General features: G+C 63.1%; 20 protein-coding genes. 19 read left to right on the top strand and 1 reads right to left on the bottom strand.

Going from position 1 to position 22,128, the window contains the following annotated elements:
* Positions 1-606: 606 nt before the first annotated feature.
* The 16 genes from QOU61_RS26915 to QOU61_RS26840 all read left to right on the top strand — a co-directional run bounded on the left by QOU61_RS26915 (position 607) and on the right by QOU61_RS26840 (position 17,490).
* Positions 607-2,073, top strand: a complete 1,467-nt coding sequence (locus tag QOU61_RS26915) for a CDP-glycerol glycerophosphotransferase family protein (protein WP_289654241.1) — start codon at positions 607-609, stop codon at positions 2,071-2,073.
* Positions 2,074-2,283: 210 nt separating this feature from the next.
* Positions 2,284-3,297 carry a Gfo/Idh/MocA family protein gene (locus QOU61_RS26910; protein ID WP_289654240.1) on the top strand — a complete coding sequence of 338 codons (1,014 nt, stop codon included), beginning with the start codon at positions 2,284-2,286 and terminating at the stop codon, positions 3,295-3,297.
* Between the two features lie 13 nt (positions 3,298-3,310).
* Positions 3,311-4,258: a Gfo/Idh/MocA family protein gene (locus QOU61_RS26905; protein ID WP_289654239.1), complete on the top strand. Its 948-nt coding sequence runs from the start codon at positions 3,311-3,313 to the stop codon at positions 4,256-4,258.
* Complete coding sequence (locus QOU61_RS26900) at positions 4,255-5,706, top strand: hypothetical protein (protein WP_289654238.1); 1,452 nt, start codon at positions 4,255-4,257, stop codon at positions 5,704-5,706. Before QOU61_RS26905 ends, QOU61_RS26900 begins: the two co-directional genes overlap by 4 nt.
* A complete protein-coding gene (gene hisH / locus QOU61_RS26895; protein ID WP_289654237.1) occupies positions 5,703-6,320 on the top strand; it encodes an imidazole glycerol phosphate synthase subunit HisH in 618 nt (205 codons plus the stop codon). Before QOU61_RS26900 ends, hisH (QOU61_RS26895) begins: the two co-directional genes overlap by 4 nt.
* Position 6,321: 1 nt before the next feature.
* Positions 6,322-7,080, top strand: coding sequence for an AglZ/HisF2 family acetamidino modification protein (locus tag QOU61_RS26890; RefSeq protein ID WP_289654236.1), 759 nt, complete (start codon positions 6,322-6,324; stop codon positions 7,078-7,080).
* Positions 7,081-7,162: 82 nt separating this feature from the next.
* The gene (locus QOU61_RS26885; protein ID WP_289654235.1) at positions 7,163-8,269 is read left to right on the top strand and encodes an N-acetyl sugar amidotransferase; all 1,107 of its coding nucleotides are present in this window, start codon (positions 7,163-7,165) and stop codon (positions 8,267-8,269) included.
* A gap of 70 nt (positions 8,270-8,339) precedes the next feature.
* A complete protein-coding gene (locus tag QOU61_RS26880) occupies positions 8,340-9,593 on the top strand; it encodes a glycosyltransferase family 4 protein (RefSeq protein WP_289654234.1) in 1,254 nt (417 codons plus the stop codon).
* A gap of 177 nt (positions 9,594-9,770) precedes the next feature.
* Positions 9,771-11,087 (top strand): N-acetyl sugar amidotransferase, encoded by a 1,317-nt coding sequence (locus tag QOU61_RS26875; protein WP_289654233.1) that lies wholly within the window; start codon positions 9,771-9,773, stop codon positions 11,085-11,087.
* Between the two features lie 27 nt (positions 11,088-11,114).
* Positions 11,115-11,879, top strand: a complete 765-nt coding sequence (gene hisF / locus QOU61_RS26870; protein ID WP_289654232.1) for an imidazole glycerol phosphate synthase subunit HisF — start codon at positions 11,115-11,117, stop codon at positions 11,877-11,879.
* Positions 11,876-12,526 (top strand): imidazole glycerol phosphate synthase subunit HisH, encoded by a 651-nt coding sequence (hisH, locus tag QOU61_RS26865; RefSeq protein ID WP_289654231.1) that lies wholly within the window; start codon positions 11,876-11,878, stop codon positions 12,524-12,526. The genes hisF and hisH (QOU61_RS26865) overlap by 4 nt, the downstream gene beginning before the upstream one ends.
* 13 nt (positions 12,527-12,539) lie before the next feature.
* The gene (locus QOU61_RS26860) at positions 12,540-13,241 is read left to right on the top strand and encodes an acylneuraminate cytidylyltransferase family protein (protein ID WP_289654230.1); all 702 of its coding nucleotides are present in this window, start codon (positions 12,540-12,542) and stop codon (positions 13,239-13,241) included.
* Positions 13,238-14,269, top strand: a complete 1,032-nt coding sequence (gene neuB / locus QOU61_RS26855; RefSeq protein ID WP_289654229.1) for an N-acetylneuraminate synthase — start codon at positions 13,238-13,240, stop codon at positions 14,267-14,269. The genes QOU61_RS26860 and neuB overlap by 4 nt, the downstream gene beginning before the upstream one ends.
* The gene (gene neuC, locus QOU61_RS26850) at positions 14,266-15,402 is read left to right on the top strand and encodes a UDP-N-acetylglucosamine 2-epimerase (RefSeq protein WP_289654228.1); all 1,137 of its coding nucleotides are present in this window, start codon (positions 14,266-14,268) and stop codon (positions 15,400-15,402) included. Before neuB ends, neuC begins: the two co-directional genes overlap by 4 nt.
* The gene (locus tag QOU61_RS26845) at positions 15,311-16,015 is read left to right on the top strand and encodes an acetyltransferase (RefSeq protein WP_289654227.1); all 705 of its coding nucleotides are present in this window, start codon (positions 15,311-15,313) and stop codon (positions 16,013-16,015) included. The genes neuC and QOU61_RS26845 overlap by 92 nt, the downstream gene beginning before the upstream one ends.
* A gap of 11 nt (positions 16,016-16,026) precedes the next feature.
* On the top strand, positions 16,027-17,490 hold the full coding sequence (locus QOU61_RS26840; RefSeq protein WP_289654226.1) for an aminotransferase class I/II-fold pyridoxal phosphate-dependent enzyme: 1,464 nt from the start codon (positions 16,027-16,029) through the stop codon (positions 17,488-17,490).
* 153 nt (positions 17,491-17,643) lie between these two features.
* On the opposite strand, the gene QOU61_RS26835 is transcribed toward QOU61_RS26840, so the two are convergent.
* Positions 17,644-18,630 carry a GDP-mannose 4,6-dehydratase gene (locus tag QOU61_RS26835; protein ID WP_289654225.1) on the bottom strand — a complete coding sequence of 329 codons (987 nt, stop codon included), beginning with the start codon at positions 18,628-18,630 and terminating at the stop codon, positions 17,644-17,646.
* Positions 18,631-19,007: 377 nt separating this feature from the next.
* Here QOU61_RS26835 and QOU61_RS26830 point away from each other — a divergent pair, with 377 nt between their 5' ends.
* From QOU61_RS26830 to QOU61_RS26820, 3 genes are all read left to right on the top strand, one after another.
* A complete protein-coding gene (locus QOU61_RS26830) occupies positions 19,008-20,189 on the top strand; it encodes a class I SAM-dependent methyltransferase (RefSeq protein WP_289654224.1) in 1,182 nt (393 codons plus the stop codon).
* Between the two features lie 414 nt (positions 20,190-20,603).
* Positions 20,604-21,665 carry a Gfo/Idh/MocA family protein gene (locus QOU61_RS26825; protein WP_289654223.1) on the top strand — a complete coding sequence of 354 codons (1,062 nt, stop codon included), beginning with the start codon at positions 20,604-20,606 and terminating at the stop codon, positions 21,663-21,665.
* The gene (locus tag QOU61_RS26820) at positions 21,662-22,126 is read left to right on the top strand and encodes an acyltransferase (protein ID WP_289654222.1); all 465 of its coding nucleotides are present in this window, start codon (positions 21,662-21,664) and stop codon (positions 22,124-22,126) included. Before QOU61_RS26825 ends, QOU61_RS26820 begins: the two co-directional genes overlap by 4 nt.
* Positions 22,127-22,128 lie beyond the last annotated feature (2 nt).

Raw genomic sequence — 22,128 nt, 5'->3', positions numbered from 1 at the left:
CCGGCGCCCCCGACCACAAATGCCTTCCGTTTCATGGCTTCGAGCTCGAAATCTTCAATTTCTGCGACAGGTCAAAACGAGTTTGGGACGGAACCCAGCAGCAAGCCTCTGCCGGTCGACGACGCAGATGCATCCAAAGCGCAGCTCGGAGGCAAATGCAAGCCAATACGTTGGTCCAAGTGGACCAGTAGTTGTAACCGTGGGTGACCTCTCAGCGCGTCCAGGCTTGCCTTCTTGATCCGCTCCGTTGCCTTGCCCGCCCAATCATCGTAGCAATCGGCCTGAAGTCACGACCTTCGCCAGCCTGTGGTTGCGGCCCGGCACGCTCCATTGCGGGCGATAGGCGAAATCCAGGGAGTCTGTGTGATTGGCGTCGGGCGCATGGGCCGCGCGTAGGTGGCTAGACACTGTTTTGTGGTTGAGAGGCGCGAGGGAAGCAGCATAGCGCATCGAACCGAAGAGCCCAAGGGTAGCTGTCAGTAAGAATGGCCGGTGCCGCGTACTCTCTATCTGTGGGAGCTACGTGGTGCAAAAATAGCTATCAATCCGAGTACAGAAAGTGGTTTGCGGTAAGGAATGGCAGAGAGCACGGAGCCCATACGAGTCTTGTTTTACGCTGACATGGAGGCGGTCATTCCGCACTGTGTGGCTGCCGCCGAGATGCTTCGCCGCGAGCTTGGGGCACATGTAATCATGACCGTTTTGGATCGGAAGATCTATTTCGATGAGGCTTTTGAAAACTACGAACTTTATGATCACGAAAACCTATTTCAGTGGTCGGGCAAATTGGCGCCGATCGCTGCGAGCGAGGACGCAAGTGCGAACGAGCCGGTTATATTGAGAGAGAGCACTTTTCCGGTTGGTAGAAGAGCGCTGTTTGAGACGATCCATTGCGCGATAGGAAAAATCCCGTCGCTGGCGCTGCAATATTATCGCCGATACCGGCATATCCGGGCTGTGGGGTTGACGGCACAAATAGTTCAGGCGTGTCGCAGAGCTTTCTACGTGAAGCGATTTCTCCGGAAGATTCGACCGGACATAATTATCCTTGCAGAGGACAATATTGAGAGGCTTTCCAAGACGCTTGTAAACGAAGGCCGGAAGCGGGGAATTCCAAGCATCATCATTCCGTTCACGATCCCCAATCCGCTGGAGCCAGCCAAAGCCTATCGTGATCACAAGCTCAATCAGGTCAGAAGTCCGCTGGATCGGCTGGTGATCAGCGTCTATCCAAAGTGGCAGTTTCGCATTGATGGTCGAAGCTTGATTCGAATGCCGGCCGTTACGGCCTTGGTGCTCGAAGCGCTTGGCCAATCGTCGCCCGCGCCCTGGATACTGAATAGAGGCAACGCATCCAGGATTATGCTTGACAGTGAAGCTCAGCGCGACGGGTATCTTGAGCTTGGATTTCCTGCAGGCCAGCTCAGTGTTGTTGGAGACGTCAACGGCGAAGTATTGCACCGGGGCTTGTCGAACCGACGCCGGCTTTTGGCCGAACTTCTCGCAAAGCACGAGTTGCCGCAAGGTCGCCCTCTAATTCTGTGCGGATTTCCTCCGAACCAATATGGAGGCCAGGCTGAGGGCTTTGAATTTCAAAGTTACGATCAGCTCATTGAAGGTTGGATGGGAAGTTTTAAGGCGTTGAGCGACCGGGCCAATGTTCTGGTGAGGCCTCACCCTCGTCTATCACTGAGCCATTTTGAGAGCTTCAAGATACCGAATGTGCGATTTACCTTGCAGCCGACGGCTGAGCTGATTCCGTTGAGCGACCTTTATGTCGCATCGATATCAGCAACAATCCGCTGGGCGATTGCGTGCGGTATCCCCGTCATAAACTATGACACTTACCGTTATCGCTATGGAGATTACGACAAGGTCGCGGGCGTCATTCTCACGGAATCACTGATGGATTTCCGCGCTCAGCTCGCTCGATTCCTGGAGGACCCCTTGTTCGCCGCCAACCTCGCTGAACGACAACGCCGCGAGATGTGGCGCTGGGGGATGGTGGACGATAAATTGCCAGAGCGCTTCTCGGCTCTTGTAACGGAATTGATCGGCCAAAGGGTACGCTAAAGGTCCGTTGGCCGCCGCGAGACGCTTGCGTCCTGCGGTAGCGTGTTTTTGCGGCCTGCTGGTTGGCTCCAAGATTAACAGCCGCGCATTGCGGGCTGGCCCAATCGGTTGCCTGGACGGCCTAATCATCGTAACTACTCCCTGAAATCGTAGCCTGACATTCTCATTGGTTCGTGGATTTCGGTGCTGCGTCGGTAGCTGGAGACTTGGATGAAGCTTTGCGTGATCGGTGTCGGACGCATGGGCCGCAGGCACGTCGCTGCCGCCCGCGGCGCTGGATTCGACATCGCTGGCGTGTTCGACCAGTCGGCGGAGGCGCTCGCCACGACGCGCGCGGAATGCAATGTCGATGCTGCGCTCGCGTTCAACGACGCCGCGGCGATGCTGAAAGCCGCGCGCCCCGAGGCGGTCGTCGTCTCCACCACGGCGCCCAGCCACTGCGAATTCGTCTGCGCCGCCGCGGAGAGCGGAGTGCGCTACATCCTGTGCGAAAAGCCGATGGCGACCTCGCTTGCGGAATGCGACCGCATGATCGCCGCCTGCCGCGCGGCAGGGGCGAAGCTCGCGGTCAATCACCAGATGCGCTTCATGGAGCAGTATACCGACATCAAGGCCCTGATCGACACGCCTGACTTCGGCGGGCTGCGCTCGATGGTGGTGACGGCGGGCAATTTCGGCCTGGCCATGAACGGCTCGCATTATTTCGAGGCGTTCCGCTACCTGACGGGCGAGCCGATCGCGGAAATCTCCGCCTGGTTCGATCCGAACAACGTGCCGAACCCGCGCGGTCCGCAATATGTCGACCGCTCGGGGCAGTTGCGCGGGGTGACGGCCTCCGGGGTGCGCCTGGTGATGGAGCTCGGCGGCGATCTCGGCCACGGCATCGAGGTGGTCTATGCCTGCCGCAACGGGCAGATTCTGGTCGACGAACTCGCCGGCTATGTTCGGGCGATCCACCGCCAGGCGGAGTACCGCGATCTGCCGACGACACGCTATGGCATGCCGGCCGACACGTTTCAGCGCCAGATCGCGCAGGCGGAAGTCACCGGCCCGACGGTGGCGCTCTGGCGGGCGATGCTGGCGGACGGCTCCTATCCGGACGGCGACAGCGGACGCCACGCCGTCGCGGCCCTGGTGGCCGCCAACCTCTCGGGCGAGAGTGGTGGCCGCGCGGTCGCGCTCGCAAGCGGCCTGCCGCGCGAGCGCATATTCCCCTGGGCCTGAGGAGAACAGCGTCGTGGCAGAAACAAAGGTCGCCTTCGTCGGCGCGGGCTACATGGCCGAGGAGCATATGCGCGCGTTCGCGGGCCTGCCCGGCGTCGCGATCGCCGGCATCTTTAGCCGCACGCGTGCCAGGGCCGAGAAGCTTGCCGCCACCCACAATACGAAGGTTTTCGACTCCGTCGCCGAGCTCTACCAGACGACGCAGGCCGATCTCGTCGTCGTCACGGTGGTCGAGCTCTCGATGGCGGAGGTCGCCGGCGCCTGCTTCGCCCATCCCTGGACCGTGCTCTTGGAAAAGCCGGCAGGTTACGACCTCGCCGACGCCACGCGGATTCGCGATGCGGCGCGGCGCGCCAGTCGGCGCGTCTTCGTCGCGCTCAACCGGCGCGCCTATTCGAGCACGCGCCAGGCGGTCGAGCTGCTGGCCAAGGATTCCTCGCCGCGCTTCATCAAGGTGATCGACCAGCAGGACCAAAGGGCCGCGATCGAGGTCAACAAGCAGCCGGAGCTGGTGGCGCGCAACTTCATGTTCGCCAATTCGATCCACCTGATCGACTATTTCCGCGTGCTTGGCCGCGGCGAGATCGCCGGCGTCGAGCCGGTCGCGCCGTGGAATCCGGAAACGCCGGGGCTGGTGCTCGCCAAGGTCAATTTCACGAGCGGCGACATTGGCCTTTACGAAGGGATCTGGAACGGTCCGGGGCCCTGGATCGTGAGCGTCAATACACCCGCCCAGCGGGTCGAGATGCGGCCGCTGGAGCAGGTCTCGGTTCAGCTGCGGGGCACGCGCGCGGTCACCCAGCTCGAGATCGATCCGGATGACAAGACCTTCAAGCCTGGATTGCGCTATCAGGCCGCGCAGGCGCTTGCCGCCACCCGCGGCGAGCGGGCCGATCTCGCGACCCTCGACGACTCCTGGCACTCCATGAAGCTGGTCGCGGACATTTTCGGCCTCGCATGATGGATGGGGCTTCCGCCACCAGATCGGAAGCGGAGGTCGCCTCCATCCTGGAGGAGTTCGAGCGCCGCAACGCCGCGTTCGGCCTGACGGTCGACGGCATTTCGCTGTGGCGGCTGCTGCGCTTCGAGATCTCCTTCACCCTGCAAAATCTCGGCTTGCAGCGGCCCTCGGTTCCACCAGGCGAGATCGTGGCAAGCCTGTTCGGTGCGATCGGCCAGCTTGCCACCGCGCCCCGCGGACTCGACTTTCTCGGCGCGACCATGACGTCGGCGCTGCGGATGTTCGACGAGCGGGGCTGGCACGACATCTATTTCGACCCGGTGATCGATCAGATCGGCCGCGGCGCCAAGATGCTGTATGCCGACGCGGGCGGCTTCGCCGAGAACGAAAAGCATGCGTTCCGCAAGCCCGTGTTCAACGACACGTCCGTGTTGGCCGTGAGCGCGGTGCTTGGCCGGCTGTTTCCCGCCAGGGAAGAGGCTGCCTTCCGCAGGCTTTCCGAGCTGATCGCGCGGGATCTCAACCTTCCTGAGTTCTCGCCGGAGCGAATCCGCCGCAAATTCAGCGTCCTGAAATGGCGGGTCCGGCTCTATCGGCTGGTGCTAAAAAGGCTGCGGCCGCGCTGCTTATTGGTTCCAAATTCCGGGCAATTCGCGCTATTTTTGGCCGCCAACAGCCTCGGTATCCCGTTCGTGGAAATGCAGCACGGCATCTTCAGTGAGAAGCACCCGGACAACCTTCCCGCCGAGGCGCTCGGCTGCGACCGGCAGGCCATCATGCTGCCTGACCTGCTCACGGTCTATGGCGCCTACTGGATGCAACTGCTGAAGCCTTCCGCGCTCGGCAGGCTGAACCGCATCCGCCCGGTCGGCGCCCCCATGATCGAATCCGCCCGGGCTCTGCGCGAGCGCCGGTTTGCCGCCGATCCGAACAAGCCGGTGCTGACGCTGACCTCGCAGGGCATCGCGGCCGAGCGCCTGGCTGATTTCGTGGCGGCGTTCCTGAGCCTTTGTCCAAGCCCGCTTGTGCTCAATATCCGCCTGCATCCGGGCTACGAGGCCGACGCCAACCAATATGACGCCCGGTTTGCCGACGAACCGCGCGTGATCCTGTGGCGGGGCAACTCGAAACCGGACACGTTCGAGATGATCGCGATGTCGGATCTGCACCTCAGCATCTCCTCGGCCTGCCATTTCGAGGCGCTCGGCATCGGCACGCCGACCGCGATCATCGCGCTGCCCAGCCACGAGCTCGTGCGCGACCTTGCCGAGCGCGGCGACGCCATCCTGATCGACAGCCCGCAAGCGCTGGCCGACCTGGTCGCAAGCCGCGGCTGGGGCACGGTGCCGCCGCAGACCGCGGATCACTACTTCCACCGCAACCATGTCGCGAGCCTGCGCGCCGTCCTCGACGAATGCGCCTCGCCTCGCACAGGCAGCGTCCAGTGATCACCATCGTCGACTACGGCACCAGCAATCTCGGCTCGATGCGGAACATGCTGAAGAAGATCGGCGCCGCCTCGAAGATCGCGTCCGTTCCGCAGGACCTCGAGGGTGCGACCAAGATCATCGTGCCTGGCGTCGGTGCGTTCGACGCGGGCATGCGCAAGCTGCAGCAGTCGGGCATGGTTCCGGCGCTGAACCAGAAGGTGCAGGTGGAGCGGGTGCCCACCCTCGGCGTCTGTCTCGGCATGCAGCTGATGACCGAGGGCAGCGAGGAGGGCGAGCTTGCCGGGCTTGGCTGGATCGAGGCGCGGGCGCAGCGCTTCGACCAGGCATCGGACCCCGACATCAAGGTCCCGCACATGGGCTGGAACGAGGTGACGGCGGTCAAGCCGTCAGGGCTGACCGCGCAATTTCCGCCGGAAGCGCGGTTCTATTTCGCGCACTCTTTCCACGTCATCTGCCGCAAGGCCGAGGATGTCCTGCTGACATTCGCCTACGGCGCCAACACCTTCACCGCGGCGTTCCAGCGCGGCAACCTGATGGGCGCGCAGTTTCATCCCGAGAAGAGCCACAGCTTCGGCATGGCGCTGCTCAAGAATTTCGTCGAGCAGTTCTGAGATGCGCCGCACGCGCGTCATTCCCACGCTGCTGTTGCGCGGCGCCGGCCTCGTGAAAACGACCGGCTTCCGCAATCCTGTCTATGTCGGCGATCCCATCAACGCGATCCGGATCTTCAACGAAAAGGAGGTCGACGAGCTCGTGCTGCTCGACATCACGGCCTCGCGTACCGGGAAGGGACCGGCCTTCGCCACCATCGAGAACATCGCCAGTGAATGCTTCATGCCGGTCGCCTATGGCGGCGGGATCGGCTCGGTCGAGCACATCAGAAAGATCCTCGGCACGGGTATCGAGAAGGTCGTCATCAACAGCGCGGCGCTGCGGAACCCCGAACTCGTGCGCGAGGCGGCGCGCGAGTTCGGCAGCCAGGCGATCGCGGTGTCGATCGACGTCAAGCGCAGGCTGTTCGGCCGCTACGAGGTCTATGGTGACGGCGGCTCGAAGGCGACCGGTCACGATCCGGTGGCCTATGCCAGGACGATGCAGGACCTCGGCGCCGGCGAAATCCTGCTCGCCTCGATCGACCGCGACGGCACGATGACCGGCTATGACGTCGATCTGGTGTCGCGGGTCACAGCAGCGGTCGGCATTCCCGTGATCGCCTCGGGCGGGGCCGGCAAGGTCGCCGATTTTACCGCGGCAAGGCGGGCCGGCGCCGCCGCGGTTGCCGCGGGCGCCATGTTCGTGTTTCACGGCCCCCACCGGGCCGTGCTGATCACCTATCCGTCGCAGGCGGAGTTGTCGGCCGCCCTGAATTGAGTGATATCCATGACGCCGAGCCCGGGATACTGGCGGGCAGCCAGTATCATGCCGGCCTGCCTGCAAGGAACCAACAGTCACGATGGCAATCTGTACGCGCTGCATCATGGATACGACCGATCCGGACATCGTTTTCGATGCGGAGGGGGTCTGCAACCATTGCCACCGCTACGACGTGGTCGCCCGGCAGCGGATCATCCCGCCGGCCGAGCGCAAGGAGCGGCTTGCGCGGCTGGTGGCCGAGATCAGGCAGGCGGGCAAGGGCAAGGCCTATGACTGCGTCATCGGCGTCAGCGGGGGCGTCGACAGCACCTATGTCGCCTGGGTGGTCAAGGACTTGGGGCTGCGGCCGCTGGCGGTTCATCTCGACAATGGCTGGGACTCCGAACTCGCGGTGGCCAATATCGAGAAGACGCTCAAGACGCTCGGGATCGATCTCTACACCCATGTGATCGACTGGGAGGAGTTTCGCGACCTGCAGATTTCGTTCCTGAAGGCCTCCACCCCGGACGGCGAGGTGCCGACCGACCATGCGATCTGGGCGCTGCTCTACCAGATCGCCGCCAGGCACGGCCTCAAGCACATCATCACCGGCACTAATGTCGTGTCCGAGGCGATCCTGCCGGAGAAATGGGGCTACGGCTATTTCGACTGGTCGTACGTGAAGGATGTCCACCGCCGCTTCGGCAGCGCGAGACTGTCGACCTATCCGCACTTCTCGCTGCTCGAACTGTTCTACTACATCTTCCTGCGGCGCATCCGCATGGTGTCGATCCTGAATTTCATCGATTACGACAAAGAGCGGGCGATGGAGGTTCTCCAGAAGCAGCTCGGCTGGGTCTATTACGGCGGCAAGCACTATGAATCGATCTACACGCGATTCTACCAAGCCTACCTGCTGCCGAAGAAGTTCGATATCGACAAGCGCAAGGCGCATTATTCGAACCTCGTCCTGTCGGGACAAATGGGCCGGGACGAGGCGCTGGAAGCGATGAAAGCGCCGGTCTACCCCGCGGAGCTCCTGGAGGAAGACCGTCAATACGCGCTGAAGAAGCTTGAGCTCGACGAAGCCGCCTTCGCCGAGATCATGGCGGCGCCGCGCCGGACCTTTCTCGACTACCGGACCAGCCACGGCCTGTTCGAGCTGGCGAAGAAGCTAGTGAACTCGTCGCGGCAATTGATCGGGTAGTTTGCTTTGGAGCGGTGGCGCCCATGACCAGCTTCCAGGCCTCAGACGCGGCGACCGCGATGAACCGGGCATGAGAGTTCTGTACATCCACATGACGGGCGCCTTTGCCGGCGGCTGTCGCAGCCTTTACGAGGCGGTGCGGGCGCTTCCCGAAGGCGAGGTCCAGTCGCTCTTCGTCGCGCCACGCGGCAGCGTCCATGATTTCTTCGCCAGGATTGGCGAAGTGCTCGACACATGGGGGATGAGCCAGTTCGACAACACCCGCTACAGCTATTATCGCGGGTTGCGCTGGCTGGTCGCGCTGCGCGAGCTGGCATTCCTGCCGGCCACGCTCATGGTGCTTCATCGCGCGCACAGGCGTTGGAACAGCGTCGATCTCATTCACGTCAACGAGATCACGGGTGTCGTGCCCTGGCTGATCGCGCGGCGCCTGTTCAAGGCCCCGGTCGTCGTGCACGTGCGTTCGGTCGTCCGCAACGATGCCGGCTCGCAGCGAACCCGCTGGATCAATTCGCTGCTGCGCGACAAGGCGGATGCGGTCATCGCCATCGACGAGACTGTCCGCGGCAGCCTGCCGCCCGAGCTTGCCGTCGACGTCATTCATAACTCGTTCTCGCTTGCCGCCCCAAAAGACGCGGACGGGCGCTTTGTCGATCGGCTCAGCCTCAAGCCCGGATCGTTCAAGGTCGGCTTTGTCGGCAATCTGCTGCGGGTCAAAGGCATATTCGAGCTGATCGAGGCGGCGCGCCTGACGCGGGAGCAGGGCGTCGACGCCGAATTCATCATCGTCGGCGGCGATGCCGGGCGTTCCGGCACGCTGTGGTCGCGCCTTCTCAACCGCCTGAAGCTGGGTCAGGACGTTGGCAGCGAGGTGAGGGCGAAGATCGCCGAATACGGGCTCGAGGACCGGGTTCACATGGCGGGCTTCACCGCCGATGTCGCGCAGGCCTATGCCTGCATGGACGTCCTGTGCTTCCCCTCGCACTACGACGCGCCGGGACGGCCGATCTTCGAGGCGGCGTTCCTCAGGATTCCGAGCATCGTCGCGGTCAGGAAGCCTACGTCCGACACGCTGCTGGACGGGGTGACCGGGCTTGCCGTGCCGCCGCGCGATGCGGGCGCCCTGGCCGACGCGATCGCGGTGCTCGCCGCCGACCGCGGTCGTGCCGCGCAGATGGGCGCGGCTGCCCATGAATTGGCCGTTTCGAACTTTCTGCCGGAACGGAACAGCATGAAACTGCTCGCGCTCTACAAGCGGGTGCTGGCGCGGGCGGGGGAACACGAAAAACCAGGCGAAACACGCGCATCCGGCGCCCATCCCTAGCCCCGCGGGCGGGGCCGAATGCCCCTCGAAGGCCCGGATATTGCTCTGCAATATCTATTGGTTTTTCCACCCCCAATGGCCTAAAAGGCGGCCGACACCCCAAATCGGTGGCGCTGGCGGTCGGCCGGTCGTTTTCCGGCAGCCGGACCGCTCGGCGTTCGAGAATCAGAGGCTTCTATGGACAGGATTCCCGCCCCGCGTGATGTCGACAAATCGCAATTTGCGCCGGACGCGGTCAATCTGACCACCAAATACGGTCTTCCGAAAAAGGTCGTGTACTGCAAGCGCTGCGTGATCTCCAACCAGCGCCCGAACTCGGCGGTCGAGTACGAGCACACCAAGGAGAGCAAGAAGAAGACCATCAATTTCGATGCCGAGGGAATCTGCGACGCCTGCCGCTTCGCCGAGAAGAAGAACGGCAGCATCGACTGGGAGGAGCGCGAGCGGAAGCTGCGCGACCTGCTCGACCAGCACCGCAGCCGCAACGGCAACTATGACTGCATCGTGCCGGGGTCGGGCGGCAAGGACAGCTTCTACGCCTCGCACATCCTGCGCACCAAATACGGCATGCATCCGCTGACCGTCACCTGGGCGCCGCACATCTACACGGATTGGGGCTGGAAGAACTTCCAGGCCTGGATCCATGCCGGCCACGACAATCTGCTGATGACCCCGAACGGCCGCGTGCACCGGCTGCTGACGCGGCTTGCGGTCGATCTTTTGTTCCACCCGTTCCAGGCCTTCATGTTCGGCCAGAAGTCGCTCGCGCCGAAGATGGCGCTCTTGCACAAGATCCCGCTCGTGATCTACGGCGAGAACGAAGCGGAATACGGCAATCCGATCGGCGATACCGAGACAGCCAAGCGCGACTGGTCCTATTTCACGGCGGGCGATCAATCGAAGATCTATCTCGGCGGCGTTTCGGTTGCGGATCTGAAGGGCCAGTTCGGCGTCGAGCATCAGGACTTGTTGCCCTATCTGCCGGCCGACCCGAACGAGATCGAACGCCAGAAGGTCGAGGTGCATTACCTCGGCTATTACCTGAAATGGCATCCGCAGAGCTGCTACTATTACGCCGTCGAGCATGGCGGCTTCCAGGCGTCGCCGGAGCGCACCTCGGGGACCTACAGCAAGTACAACAGCATCGATGATCGCATCGACGACTTCCACTACTACACGACCGGCGTGAAGTTCGGCATCGGGCGCGCCAGCTACGACGCCTCGCAGGAAATCCGTTCGGGCGATATCGACCGTGACGAGGGCGTCGCGCTGGTCAAGCGCTTCGATCATGAATATCCCTCGCGCTTTGCCGAGGAGATCTTCCGCTATCTGAGCATTCCGGCGAAGGAGTTTCCGGAGGCGAGCAGGATGTTCGAAGAACCTGTTATGACCGAGCAGTATTTCCACCGGCTCGCCGACAATTTCCGCTCACCCCATCTGTGGAAGTGGCTCGGCAATGGCTGGCAGCTGCGCCACGCCGTCTATGACGAATAGGTCCCGAAAAATCCGGCACGTGATCGCGTGAGCAACCTCAGAATCATTCCCCGGCTCGACATCAAGGGAAAGAACCTCATCAAGGGCGTCCAGCTCGAGGGGCTTCGCGTGATCGGAGACCCGCAGGAATTCGCGCTGAAATACTATCGGGCCGGCGCCGACGAGCTGGTCTACATGGACATCGTCGCCAGCCTCTACGGGCGCAACAATCTGAGCGACATCATCCGGCGTGCCGCCGATCAGGTCTTCATTCCGATCACCGTCGGCGGCGGCATCCGCTCGGTGGACGACGCCCGGCATATCCTGCGCTCGGGCGCCGACAAGGTTGCCATCAATACGGCCGCCATTGCCCGTCCGGAGCTCATTACGGAGGTCGCGCGGCATTTCGGCTCCCAGGCGATGGTGCTGTCGATCGAGGCCAAGCAGGTCGCGCCAGGCAAATGGGAGGCCTATACCGACAACGGCCGCGAACGGACCGGGCTGGACGTGCTGGAATGGGTCCGGCGCGGTGTCGAGATGGGGGCGGGGGAGATCCTTTTGACCTCCGTCGACCGGGAAGGCACCCGCAAGGGCTACGACATCGAGCTGATCGGCCGCGTCAGCGCTGGCGTCACGGTGCCGGTGATCGCCAGTGGCGGCATGGGCTCGATCGAGGACTTCCTGCAGGCCGCACAACAGGGTCGCGCCGACGGCGTTTCGATGGCCGACGTATTGCACTATAATCGGCTCGAAATCAGCGACATCCGCGCCGCGGCCCTCAAGGCCGGGCTGTCCGTGAGGCATATCCAGTGACGACACGGAAGGTCACCTTGCTCGACTACGGCATGTGCAACATGCTCAATGTCGCGCGCGCGCTCGAGCATGCCGGTGCTGACGTGATCGTCACCGAGGACGCGAAGGAAGCCGTCGCCGCGGAGCGGCTGGTGGTGCCGGGGGTGGGCGCCTTTTCCGAATGCATGCGCGCCGTGAACGACCTCGGTCTCGGCGACGCGATCCGCCAATTCGTGCGCTCGGGACGTCCCATGCTCGGCATCTGCGTCGGCATGCAGATCCTGTTCGACGCGAGCGAGGAGTTTGGCGAGACGCCGGGCCTCGGCATCCTGCCCGGGCGGGTGCGGATGGTGCCGGGCACCACGACGAACGGCACGCCGCAGCGCGTCCCGCATATCGGCTGGAATCACCTGATCGAGCCGGAAGCCGGCCGGCCGTGGGGCGACACGCTGCTGCGGCCCTTCGGCGCGCAGGGACCTGCCGTCTATTTCGTCCACTCGTTTGCCGCGCAGCCGGCGCAGGCCGGCGACCGGCTCGCCGATTGCGACTATGGCGGCCATCGCGTCAGCGCGATGGTGAAGCGGGACAATGTGACCGCGACCCAGTTCCATCCCGAACGCAGCGGCACGGTCGGACTCGGCATGCTGAAAGAGTTCCTCTCGCAATAGCGTGGTTCATTCCGTGAAAACGCTCGCTGTCATCCCGGCTCGCGGCGGTTCGAAGCGCCTGCCCGGCAAGAATGTGAGGAACTTTCTCGGCGCTCCCCTGATCGCCTGGTCGATCCGGTTCGCCAGGGCGCTCGGCCGCTTCGAGCGGATCGTGGTCTCCACCGATTCGGAGGAGATCGCAGCGGTTGCCCGGTCGGAAGGCATCGACATTCCCTATCTGCGGCCTGACCCGTTGGCCTCTGACACGGCGACGTCGGCGGACGTGGTGATCGACATCCTGGCGCGCGAGCGGCAGGACGGACGATCCTACGATCTCGTCGCGCTGCTCCAACCGACCTCGCCGGTGCGCGAACCGTCGCGCTGGCACGAGGCCTACGCGCATTTCGATCGCGGCGGTTGCGATGCCGTCATCGGCGTCGCTCCGGCGCATCCTCACCCCTTCCACGTCTTCCATTGGGAGCAGGGCGGCAGGCTGGCGCCGTTTGTCGATGCGCGAGGGACCGAGCTGCGGTCGCAGGACCTGCCGCCCGCCGTCCATGTCGCCGGCAACATGTACCTGGTCAGATGTTCCGTGCTAGAAGCGGAGCGCACCTTTTTTCCGCCACGGACTGTCGGCGTGCTCTGCGATCAGCCCTGCGAGGCAATCGATATCGACACCGAGGCGGACTGGATCGCCGCCGAGGCGCTGGCTCGACACTACGGCAAATCGCCATGAAGACGTTCATCATCGCCGAGGCCGGCGTCAACCATAACGGCGACGAAGCGAAGGCCTTGGCGCTGGTCGAGGCAGCCGCGCGGAGCGGCGCCGACGCGGTGAAATTCCAGACCTTCTCCGCCGACAAGCTGACGCGCAAGGGCGCGGCGAAGGCCGAATATCAGAAAAAGGCGACCGGCGACGGCGACCAGCACAGCATGCTCAAGTCGCTCGAGATGTCCGAGCAGCTCCACGCGCGATTGTTCGCGCAATGCGAGAGGCTCGGAATCGAGTTCATGTCGACCGCCTTCGACGAGGAGGCGCTCGATTTCCTGGTCAAGCTCGGCATCAGGCGCATCAAGGTGCCCTCCGGCGAGATCACCAACGTGCCGCTGTTGCGGCACATGGCCTCCAAGGGATTGCCGCTGATCATGTCGACGGGAATGGCCGAACTGGGCGAGGTCGTTGCCGCTGTCGATGTCATCCGCGCCGAGCGGGCCGCGCGACGGTTCGCCGAGCCGCTGGCCGACAAAGTGACGATCCTGCACTGCACGTCGAACTATCCCGCCGACAATACCGACGTCAATCTGCGCGCCATGAGCACGATGGCGCGCGCGACGGGCCTGCCGGTGGGCTATTCCGACCATACGATGGGCCTTGCGGTTTCCACCGGCGCGGTGGCGCTTGGCGCTACCGTCATCGAGAAACATTTCACGCTCGACCGCAACCTGCCCGGTCCCGACCACAAGGCTTCGCTCGAGCCGGACCAGCTTGCGGCATTGGTGCGGCAGATCCGCGACGTCGAAGAAGCGCTCGGCTCGGACATCAAGGCGCCGACCCCGTCCGAACTGCCGGTGCGCGACCTGGTGCGGCGCAGCGTCACGACCGTTCGTGCGCTTGAAGCGGGCGCACCGATCGCACGAGAGGATGTCGCCCTGATGCGGCCAGGGACCGGGATTGCGCCTGCCGACCTCGAACGGGTGATCGGCAGGAAATCGGCGCGCGCGATCGCCGCGGGCGCCACACTGACCTGGTCGGACCTTGCATGAGCCCGCGCAGAGTCTGCTACATCTCAGGTACCCGCGCTGATTTCGGCCTGATGCAGTCGACCCTGCAGCGCATCCACGAGTCGGACGCGCTCGAGCTCGCGGTCGTGGTCACCGGCATGCACCTGCAGGCCGACTATGGCCGCACCGTCGCGCAGATCGAGGAAGCCGGCCTGCCGATCGCCGCGCGTGTCGCGGTCGAGGACGGCCCGCCATCGGGCGCGCTGATGGCCAAAAATGTCGGGCGGATGCTGATCGGGTTCGTCGATGCCCTCGAGGCGATCCGGCCGGACATCGTTGTCGCGCTGGGGGACCGGGGCGAAATGCTGGCCGGCGCGCTTGCCGCGATCCATCTCAACATTCCGGTTGCCCACATCCATGGCGGCGAGCGGTCGGGCACCGTCGACGAGCCGGTGCGGCATGCGATCTCGAAGCTTGCGCATTTTCATTTCGTGGCGACCGACGAGAGCAGGGAGCGGCTGATCCGCATGGGTGAGGCCGCAGACCGGGTTTTCGTGGTCGGCGCGCCGGGACTGGACGGCCTTGCCAATGTGGCGCTCGCACGCCGTGAAGACCTTTGCCGCAGTATCGGTTTCGATTCGAGTCGGCCGCTCGGCCTGTTCGTCTATCACCCCGTGCTGCAGGAGGCCGATCGATCGGAGGATGACGCCAGGAACATTGTCGATGCGATGCGCGCCAAGGGGCTTCAGGTCGTCGCGCTCATGCCCAATTCCGATGCGGGAAGCGCCGAGGTGAGACGGATGCTGGAGGCGCGCGCGGCCGCGGGCGAGATCCATCTCGTCACTCATTTGCCGCGGGTTGAGTTCCTGTCGTGGGTGGCCGCAGCGGAGCTGCTGGCAGGCAATTCCAGCAGCGGGATCATCGAAGCCGCGAGTTTTGGGACGCCGGTCGTCAATGTCGGGTCGCGGCAGAATTTGCGTCAGCGCAACGCCAATGTCTTCGACTGCTCGACCAATCGCGTCGACCTCGATCGGACGATCGCGACCGCGCTGGCATCGGCGCGGTTTGACGGCACCAACGTCTATGGCGACGGCCGCGCCGGCGAACGCATCGTCGCCTTGCTCGCCGGCATCGATCTTGCCGGCGCTTCAATGGCAAAAACCAATGCCTATTGAGCAATTTCTCCTGGTCGGCGCCGGCGGCCACGGCATGGTGGTGCTGGACGCGCTGCAGTCGAGCGGAACGCAGGCGCAGGTCAGCGTGGTCGACGAGTCACCGAGCCAGATTGGCAAGAACGTCCTGGGGCTGACCGTGCAGCGCTTCGATCCCGCCATGAACATGACGGGACAGCGCTTTCACGTATCAATCGGCCGCAATGACGTCCGGGCCAGGATATTCGAGGCGCTGAAGGCGGGCGGCGGCTTGCCATCAACCATCATCCATCCGGCGGCGATGATCGCGCGGAGTGCCACGATCGGAGCGGGGACGTTCGTGGCCGCCCGCGCCGTCATTGCGCCGGCCGCCTCGGTCGGCGAAGGGGGGATCGTCAACCACGGCGCGGTCGTCGATCATGAATGCGTGGTCGGCGACCACTGCCATATTGCGCCGGTTGCAACGCTGGCCGGCAATGTGCGGCTCGGATCGCGGGTTTTCATTGGCGCGGGAGCGAATATACTTCCCGGCATCACGATTGGTGATGGCGCGACGATCGGCGCCGGCGCCGCCGTTACCGTCGACGTACCGCCCGGAATGATCTATGCGGGTGTGCCCGCCCGCAAAATTCGCTGAGGGATTGTCGCTTGGATATTTCGGGAATCTGCATCACACGCCAATCCACCCTGCGGGACGCCCTCGACATGCTCGATCGCGGCGGTCTCGGTGTCATTCTGCTCGTCAGCGGCAATCGCCAGTTCGAACGCACGGTGACCGACGGCGACCTGCGCCGGCTGCTGCTCGAGGGCGCTTCGCTGGACCAGACGCTCGCCATCATCTCGGAACGGCGCTCGATCGTCGTGCCGGAAAACCGGACCCGGCGGGACGCGCTGGAACTGATGCAGAAGCACACCATCGACCATCTTCCGGTGGTGGATGGGTCCGGAAGGGTAGTCGATCTGGTCGAGCGCCGCGGCATCGACGACCAGATCCTGCTCTCGACCCCGCACATGGGAGATGCCGAGCGGGATTTCGTCGACGAGGCGTTTCGGACCAACTGGATCGCCCCGCTGGGTCCGAATGTCGACGCGTTCGAGCACGAGCTCGCCGAAATGGTCGGCGCCGGGCATGCGGTGGCGCTCAGCTCCGGCACGGCGGCGATCCACCTGGCGCTGGTGCTCCTGGACGTCGGTCCGGGCGATGTCGTGTTCTGTTCGTCGCTGACGTTCGCGGCAAGCGTCAATCCGATCGCCTATCAGGGTGGCGAACCTGTGCTGATCGATTCCGAGCCGGAAAGCTGGAACATGTCGCCGGCCGCGCTCGAGCGCGCGCTGGAGGACGCGCGCCGGAAGGGAAAGCTGCCGAAAGCAGTCATCGTGGTCAATCTGTACGGCCAGAGCGCCGACATGGATCCGATTGCCGCACTCTGCGAGCGTTACGGCGTGACGCTGGTCGAGGACGCCGCCGAGTCGCTCGGCGCGAAATACAAGGGCAGGGCTTCCGGCACGTTCGGGCGCATCGGGATCTATTCGTTCAACGGCAACAAGATCATCACCACCTCCGGCGGCGGCATGCTGGTCACCGAGGAGAAGGCGTTCGCCGATCGCGCGCGTTTCCTGGCCACACAGGCGCGCGATCCGGCGCCGCACTACCAGCACAGCACGATCGGCTACAACTACCGCATGAGCAACATCCTGGCTGGCGTCGGCCGCGGCCAGCTGAAGGTGCTGGAACAGCGCGTCGAGGCGCGCCGCGAAGTCTATCGGCGCTACTGCGCCGCGTTCGCCGGCGTCGCATGGCTCGAGATGATGCCGGAGCCCGACTGGAGCTTTTCCACGCACTGGATCTCGGCCTGCACCATCGCGCGCGATTCAAGGATCGACGCCGCCGCCATGATCCAGCGGCTCTCGGCAGAATTCATCGAGGCGCGTCCGGTCTGGAAGCCGATGCAGCTGCAGCCGGTATTCGCGCAGTGCGCTTATTTTCCGCACGGCAACCAATCCGTTTCGGAGGACCTGTTCAACCGCGGGATCTGCCTGCCGTCCGGCTCGAACATGAGCACCGAGCAGATCGAACGCGTTGCGGAAACCGTACTCAAGATTGGCCAATGACGGCGTCTATTTTTGAAGAATACTATACTCAACGCCCGTTCGAGGATCGCTTCGCGCGCGATCCGTCCGACGCGATCGAGGTCGTCATTCCGGTCATTCACACCAACGAGCTCTGGCGCGCGAATCTGAATTCGATCTATCGCGAAATTCCGGTCATCTGCTGGCCTTGGAAAGGTTGGCGGCGCGATCCGGGGCATCCTTGGCGGATATCTCATGCGCAACCAGACGGCGGACCATTTCGGAAAAATCCACGGTCGGGCGCCATCCCGTCGTCGTTGTCAGAAGGGTCGGGTCTCCTACGAGAAGACCGGCATCGCGGTTGACGATCGAAGGATCGGACTTGACATGGTCGGCATAGTTGAGCCCCACGCTCTCGAATGCAATCCGGGCGAAATCCCGCACGGTGTGCGGCTTGCCGCTGGCAATCACGAAGTCTCCGGGCGAGGCGGCCTCGAGGATTTTTTGCATGGCCTCCGTATAGTCCGGCGCGTATCCCCAGTCTACGACGGTGTCAAGGTTCCCCAGCGTCAGGCCCTTGGCCTCGCCGTGCAGGACCGCGGCCACCCCGCGGGCGATCTTGCGCGACAGAAACTTCTCGGCGCGCAATTCCGACTCGTGATTGTAGAGGATGCCCACCGAGGCGAACAGCCCGTGCGTCTCGCGGTAGTGGCGGCAGGCGAACAATCCTGCCGCCTTGGAAATTCCGTAGGCGCTGACCGGATTGATCGGCGTCCGCTCGTCCTGCACCCCATCGGCGGGACGTCCGAAGACATGCGATGATGCCGCGTAGAACAGTCGCGCGGCTGGCGCATGAAGAGCAGCCGCGTCGAGGAAGTTGACGAGCGCAACGCTGTGGACATCGAGGCTTCGACGCAAGATTTCAGCGAAAACGTAGCCGCCTTCTTCGGCCGAGTGGTGGTAGGCTGCCAGAAAATAGATCTCGTCTGGCCGGAAGCCCTTCACCAGCGCGGCGACCGGGTCGCCCGCGCAGATGTCGATCGTCGTTTGGTTGCTGCTGCTGGTCGCTGTTTCGGAGGGACGGACGCAACCTAACACCTCGAACCCCCGGCGCCTGAGCTGCGCAGACAACAATTGTCCGTCCTGTCCAGCGCTACCGACGACGATTGCCTTCCGGGTCATAAATGGCGGCCTGAAGTGAACGTGGTTAGACACTGTGCAAAGCAGGATTCGGCGAGCCGTGGCTACCGCCCGAGGCTCGCTTAGAGGCTATCCAAAGCGTAGCTGACAGGCGAATGCAAGGGCTCTGCGAGGCCCAACAGGTGGTGGCAAAACCGAGGCCAGTATTCAAGCGAAACGGGTTCAATAATCCCATGGTTAAACGCTTGAAAGCTCTGTAAAAGGCCGTTTCGGCAGGCCGGTCATGGGTACCATTGGAGTGCGCTGGGGGGCCGTCGATCGCCGTTGCGTCACTCGAGGGGACGGTCAAACAGATGAATTCGGGAAAGCCGGGCTATAAGCCGATTGATCGCTGCAGAATAAGCGGCAGTGAGAACCTCGTGTCGGTCCTTAATCTCGGGGTTCAGCGGCTTACCGGCGTATTTCCGAAATCACGCGACGAGAACATCACCTCGGGTCCGCTCGAACTGGTTTGGTGTCCGGATTCCGGGCTATTGCAGCTCGCCCACTCCTATGAGGCGCAGGACCTCTATGGTGAAAACTACGGCTACCGCTCCGGGCTGAACCAGTCGATGGTCGACCACCTGACCCGGAAGATCGGACAGTTGTCGCGCAAAGCCGAGCTCCAGCCCGGCGACACCGTGCTCGACATCGGGTCCAACGATTGCACGTCGCTGAAAGCCTATGCCGTCACCGGGTTGACCCGCATCGGCATCGATCCCACGGGGCAGAAATTCATCGACTACTATCCCGACGAGGTGAAGCTGGTGACGGACTTTTTTTCCGCCGCAGCGTTCAGGAGGGTCTCGCAAGCCTCCGCCAAGGTCGTGACCTCGATTGCGATGTTTTACGACCTTGAAGACCCCATCGCATTCGCCCGCGAGGTCGAGAGCATCCTGGCACCCGACGGCATATGGCATTTCGAACAGAGCTACATGCCGTCGATGTTGCGAATGTCTTCTTACGATACGATTTGCCATGAGCATCTCGAATTCTACTCGTTGTCCGTGGTCAAAAAGATTCTCGATGCCGCCGAGCTGAAAATCATCGACGTACAGATGAACGCGGTCAACGGCGGAAGCTTTGCCGTCAGCGCCGCAAAGAAGAAAAGCCCGGTGAAGGCCAATCCAACGGTCGTAGACTGGCTGCTCGAACAGGAAGGCCGAATGGGGCTGCATACCCCGCGCCCTTACCGGGAGTTCGAGGATCGCGTCTATCGTCATCGCGAGGACTTGCAACGGCTTTTGCGGGCGCTCGTTGCCGACGGCAAGCGAATTGTCGGATACGGCGCTTCGACCAAGGGAAATGTGGTGTTGCAGTTCTGCGGGATCACCGAGAAGGAAGTCTGTGCGGTCGCCGAGGTCAATCCGGATAAATTCGGCCGTTTCACGCCTGGCAGCAACATTCCGATCATCTCGGAAGCCGAGGCGCGTGCCATGAAGCCGGATTATTTCCTGGTTCTTCCGTGGCACTTCAAGGAAGGGATTCTCAGGCGAGAGCAAGCTTTCCTCGATGCGGGCGGCAAAATGATCTTCCCCTTTCCTGAAATCGAAATCGTCTGACCGTTGCGGGTCGTAGCGATATTGCGGCGGACGTTTACTGGGGATGTTCCGTGTTCCGTACGGCTTTTCTTTCTGCGTATAAGAGCGCGCTCCAAAATGATCGCTGGCGGCCTTGCTTACCGCATAGGGAATTTGGTCGATGGGCGATGTCTCAAAAAAGCTGGATCGGCAGCGAGCCATAGATCTCATCATTGACGCGTGAACAGCGCGCTGTCGACCACGTCAGAAATGCGCCAAGCACCCAATGCCAACTTAAACAAGGTGAAAGTGCCGAGCCCAAAAAACCAATCGGACGTGAAAATTGATGCGTCCCAATCGGCTTGATCCGCAGGGACCTTTGCTAATATAGACTCGGAGCCAATCGCCTCAGGGCATTATCGCCCCGCGCAGATCCTGCGCCGAAAAGGAAGTTCGATGATCAGATTTGGCCTTCTGGGTTGCGGGCGCATCGCCAGGCGCCATTCCGATCTGCTCGGCGGCAATCACGTCGAGGGTGCGAGGCTTGTGGCGGTTTGCGATTCCGTGCCCACGCGCGCGGACGCGATCGCCGCGAAGTTCGACGTTCCTGCTCACCACGACATCGACGATTTTCTTGCTCGCAAGGACATCGACGCGGTTGCGGTATTGACCCCGAGCGGCCAGCATCCGGAGCACGTCATCGCTTGCGCGAAGGCCGGCAAGCACGTCGTGGTCGAAAAGCCGATGGCGTTGCGGCTGCAGGACGCCGACGACATGATCCGCGCCTGCGACGAGGCCGGCGTCAAACTCTTCATCGTCAAGCAGAACCGCTTCAACGTTCCCGTGCTCAAGGCGCGCGAGGCGCTTGAGGCCGGACGCTTCGGCAAGCTCGTGCTCGGCACCGTGCGCGTGCGCTGGTGCCGCGATCAGGCCTATTATGACCAGGACAGCTGGCGCGGCACCTGGGCCTATGACGGTGGCGTGCTCACCAACCAGGCGAGCCACCATATCGACATGCTGGAATGGTTTTTCGGCGACGTCATCAGTGTCCATGCGCGTGCCACCACGGCGCTGGTGCGGATCGAGACCGAGGACACCGCGGTTGCGACGCTGAAATTCAAGAACGGCGCGCTCGGCATCATCGAGGCCACCACCGCGACGCGCCCCAACGACCTCGAAGGTTCGCTCTCGATCCTCGGCGAGAAGGGCACGGTCGAGATCGCGGGCTTCGCGGTCAACCAGATCCGGCACTGGCGCTTCGTCGACGAGTTGCCGTCGGACAAGGATGTGATCGAGAAATTTTCCGTCAACCCGCCGAACGTCTACGGTTTCGGCCATCAGGCCTATTACCAGCACGTCGTTGACTGCCTGGTGAACCAGCGCTCCGCGCTGGTCGATGGCCTCGAAGGCCGCAAGAGCCTGGAACTGATCTCGGCGCTCTATGAATCGATCGAGACGGGCCAGGAGGTCGCGCTTCGCTTCACGCCGCGCCTGAGCCGGCTGGGTGTCGTATCGTGACGGCGCCGGAGCGGCTTCAGGCGGGGATCCGCAACGTCGCCTTCGGCGCGCGCGTGAAGGTGGTCGAGCCTTGCAATCTCTATGGCTGCCGGCTTGGCGACGATTGCTTCGTCGGGCCCTTCACCGAAATCCAGAACGGAGCCGTGATCGGCCCCCGCACCCGTGTGCAGTCGCATGCTTTCATTTGCGAGCTGGTCACGATCGGCGAGGATTGTTTCATCGGTCACGGCGTGATGTTCATCAACGACACCTTTGCGAACGGCGGTCCGGCGCGGGGTCGCAAGGAGTTGTGGCGCAAGACCGTGATCGGCGACCGGGTCTCGATCGGCTCCAATGCCACCATCCTGCCGGTCAGGATCGCCGACGATGTGGTGGTCGGCGCGGGCGCCGTGGTGACAAAAGACATCACGCAAGCCGGCACCTATGCGGGAAACCCCGCCCGCCTGCTCAAGCGGAAATAGGA

The sequence above is a fragment of the Bradyrhizobium sp. NP1 genome, from assembly GCF_030378205.1.
GTDB lineage: Bacteria > Pseudomonadota > Alphaproteobacteria > Rhizobiales > Xanthobacteraceae > Bradyrhizobium.
This window is presented reverse-complemented; position numbering and strand designations above follow the sequence as displayed.

Bases quoted from the DNA above. Each gene is read 5' to 3' on its own strand.
- QOU61_RS26880 (WP_289654234.1), top strand. From the start codon at position 8,340: ATGAGAGTTCTGTACATCCACATGACGGGCGCCTTTGCCGGCGGCTGT.
- neuB (WP_289654229.1), top strand. From the start codon at position 13,238: ATGAAGACGTTCATCATCGCCGAGGCCGGCGTCAACCATAACGGCGAC.
- QOU61_RS26845 (WP_289654227.1), top strand. From the start codon at position 15,311: ATGGCGACGGCCGCGCCGGCGAACGCATCGTCGCCTTGCTCGCCGGCA.
- QOU61_RS26875 (WP_289654233.1), top strand. From the start codon at position 9,771: ATGGACAGGATTCCCGCCCCGCGTGATGTCGACAAATCGCAATTTGCG.
- QOU61_RS26825 (WP_289654223.1), top strand. From the start codon at position 20,604: ATGATCAGATTTGGCCTTCTGGGTTGCGGGCGCATCGCCAGGCGCCAT.
- QOU61_RS26885 (WP_289654235.1), top strand. From the start codon at position 7,163: ATGGCAATCTGTACGCGCTGCATCATGGATACGACCGATCCGGACATC.
- QOU61_RS26900 (WP_289654238.1), top strand. From the start codon at position 4,255: ATGATGGATGGGGCTTCCGCCACCAGATCGGAAGCGGAGGTCGCCTCC.
- QOU61_RS26890 (WP_289654236.1), top strand. From the start codon at position 6,322: ATGCGCCGCACGCGCGTCATTCCCACGCTGCTGTTGCGCGGCGCCGGC.
- QOU61_RS26910 (WP_289654240.1), top strand. From the start codon at position 2,284: ATGAAGCTTTGCGTGATCGGTGTCGGACGCATGGGCCGCAGGCACGTC.
- QOU61_RS26835 (WP_289654225.1), bottom strand. From the start codon at position 18,630: ATGACCCGGAAGGCAATCGTCGTCGGTAGCGCTGGACAGGACGGACAA.
- neuC (WP_289654228.1), top strand. From the start codon at position 14,266: ATGAGCCCGCGCAGAGTCTGCTACATCTCAGGTACCCGCGCTGATTTC.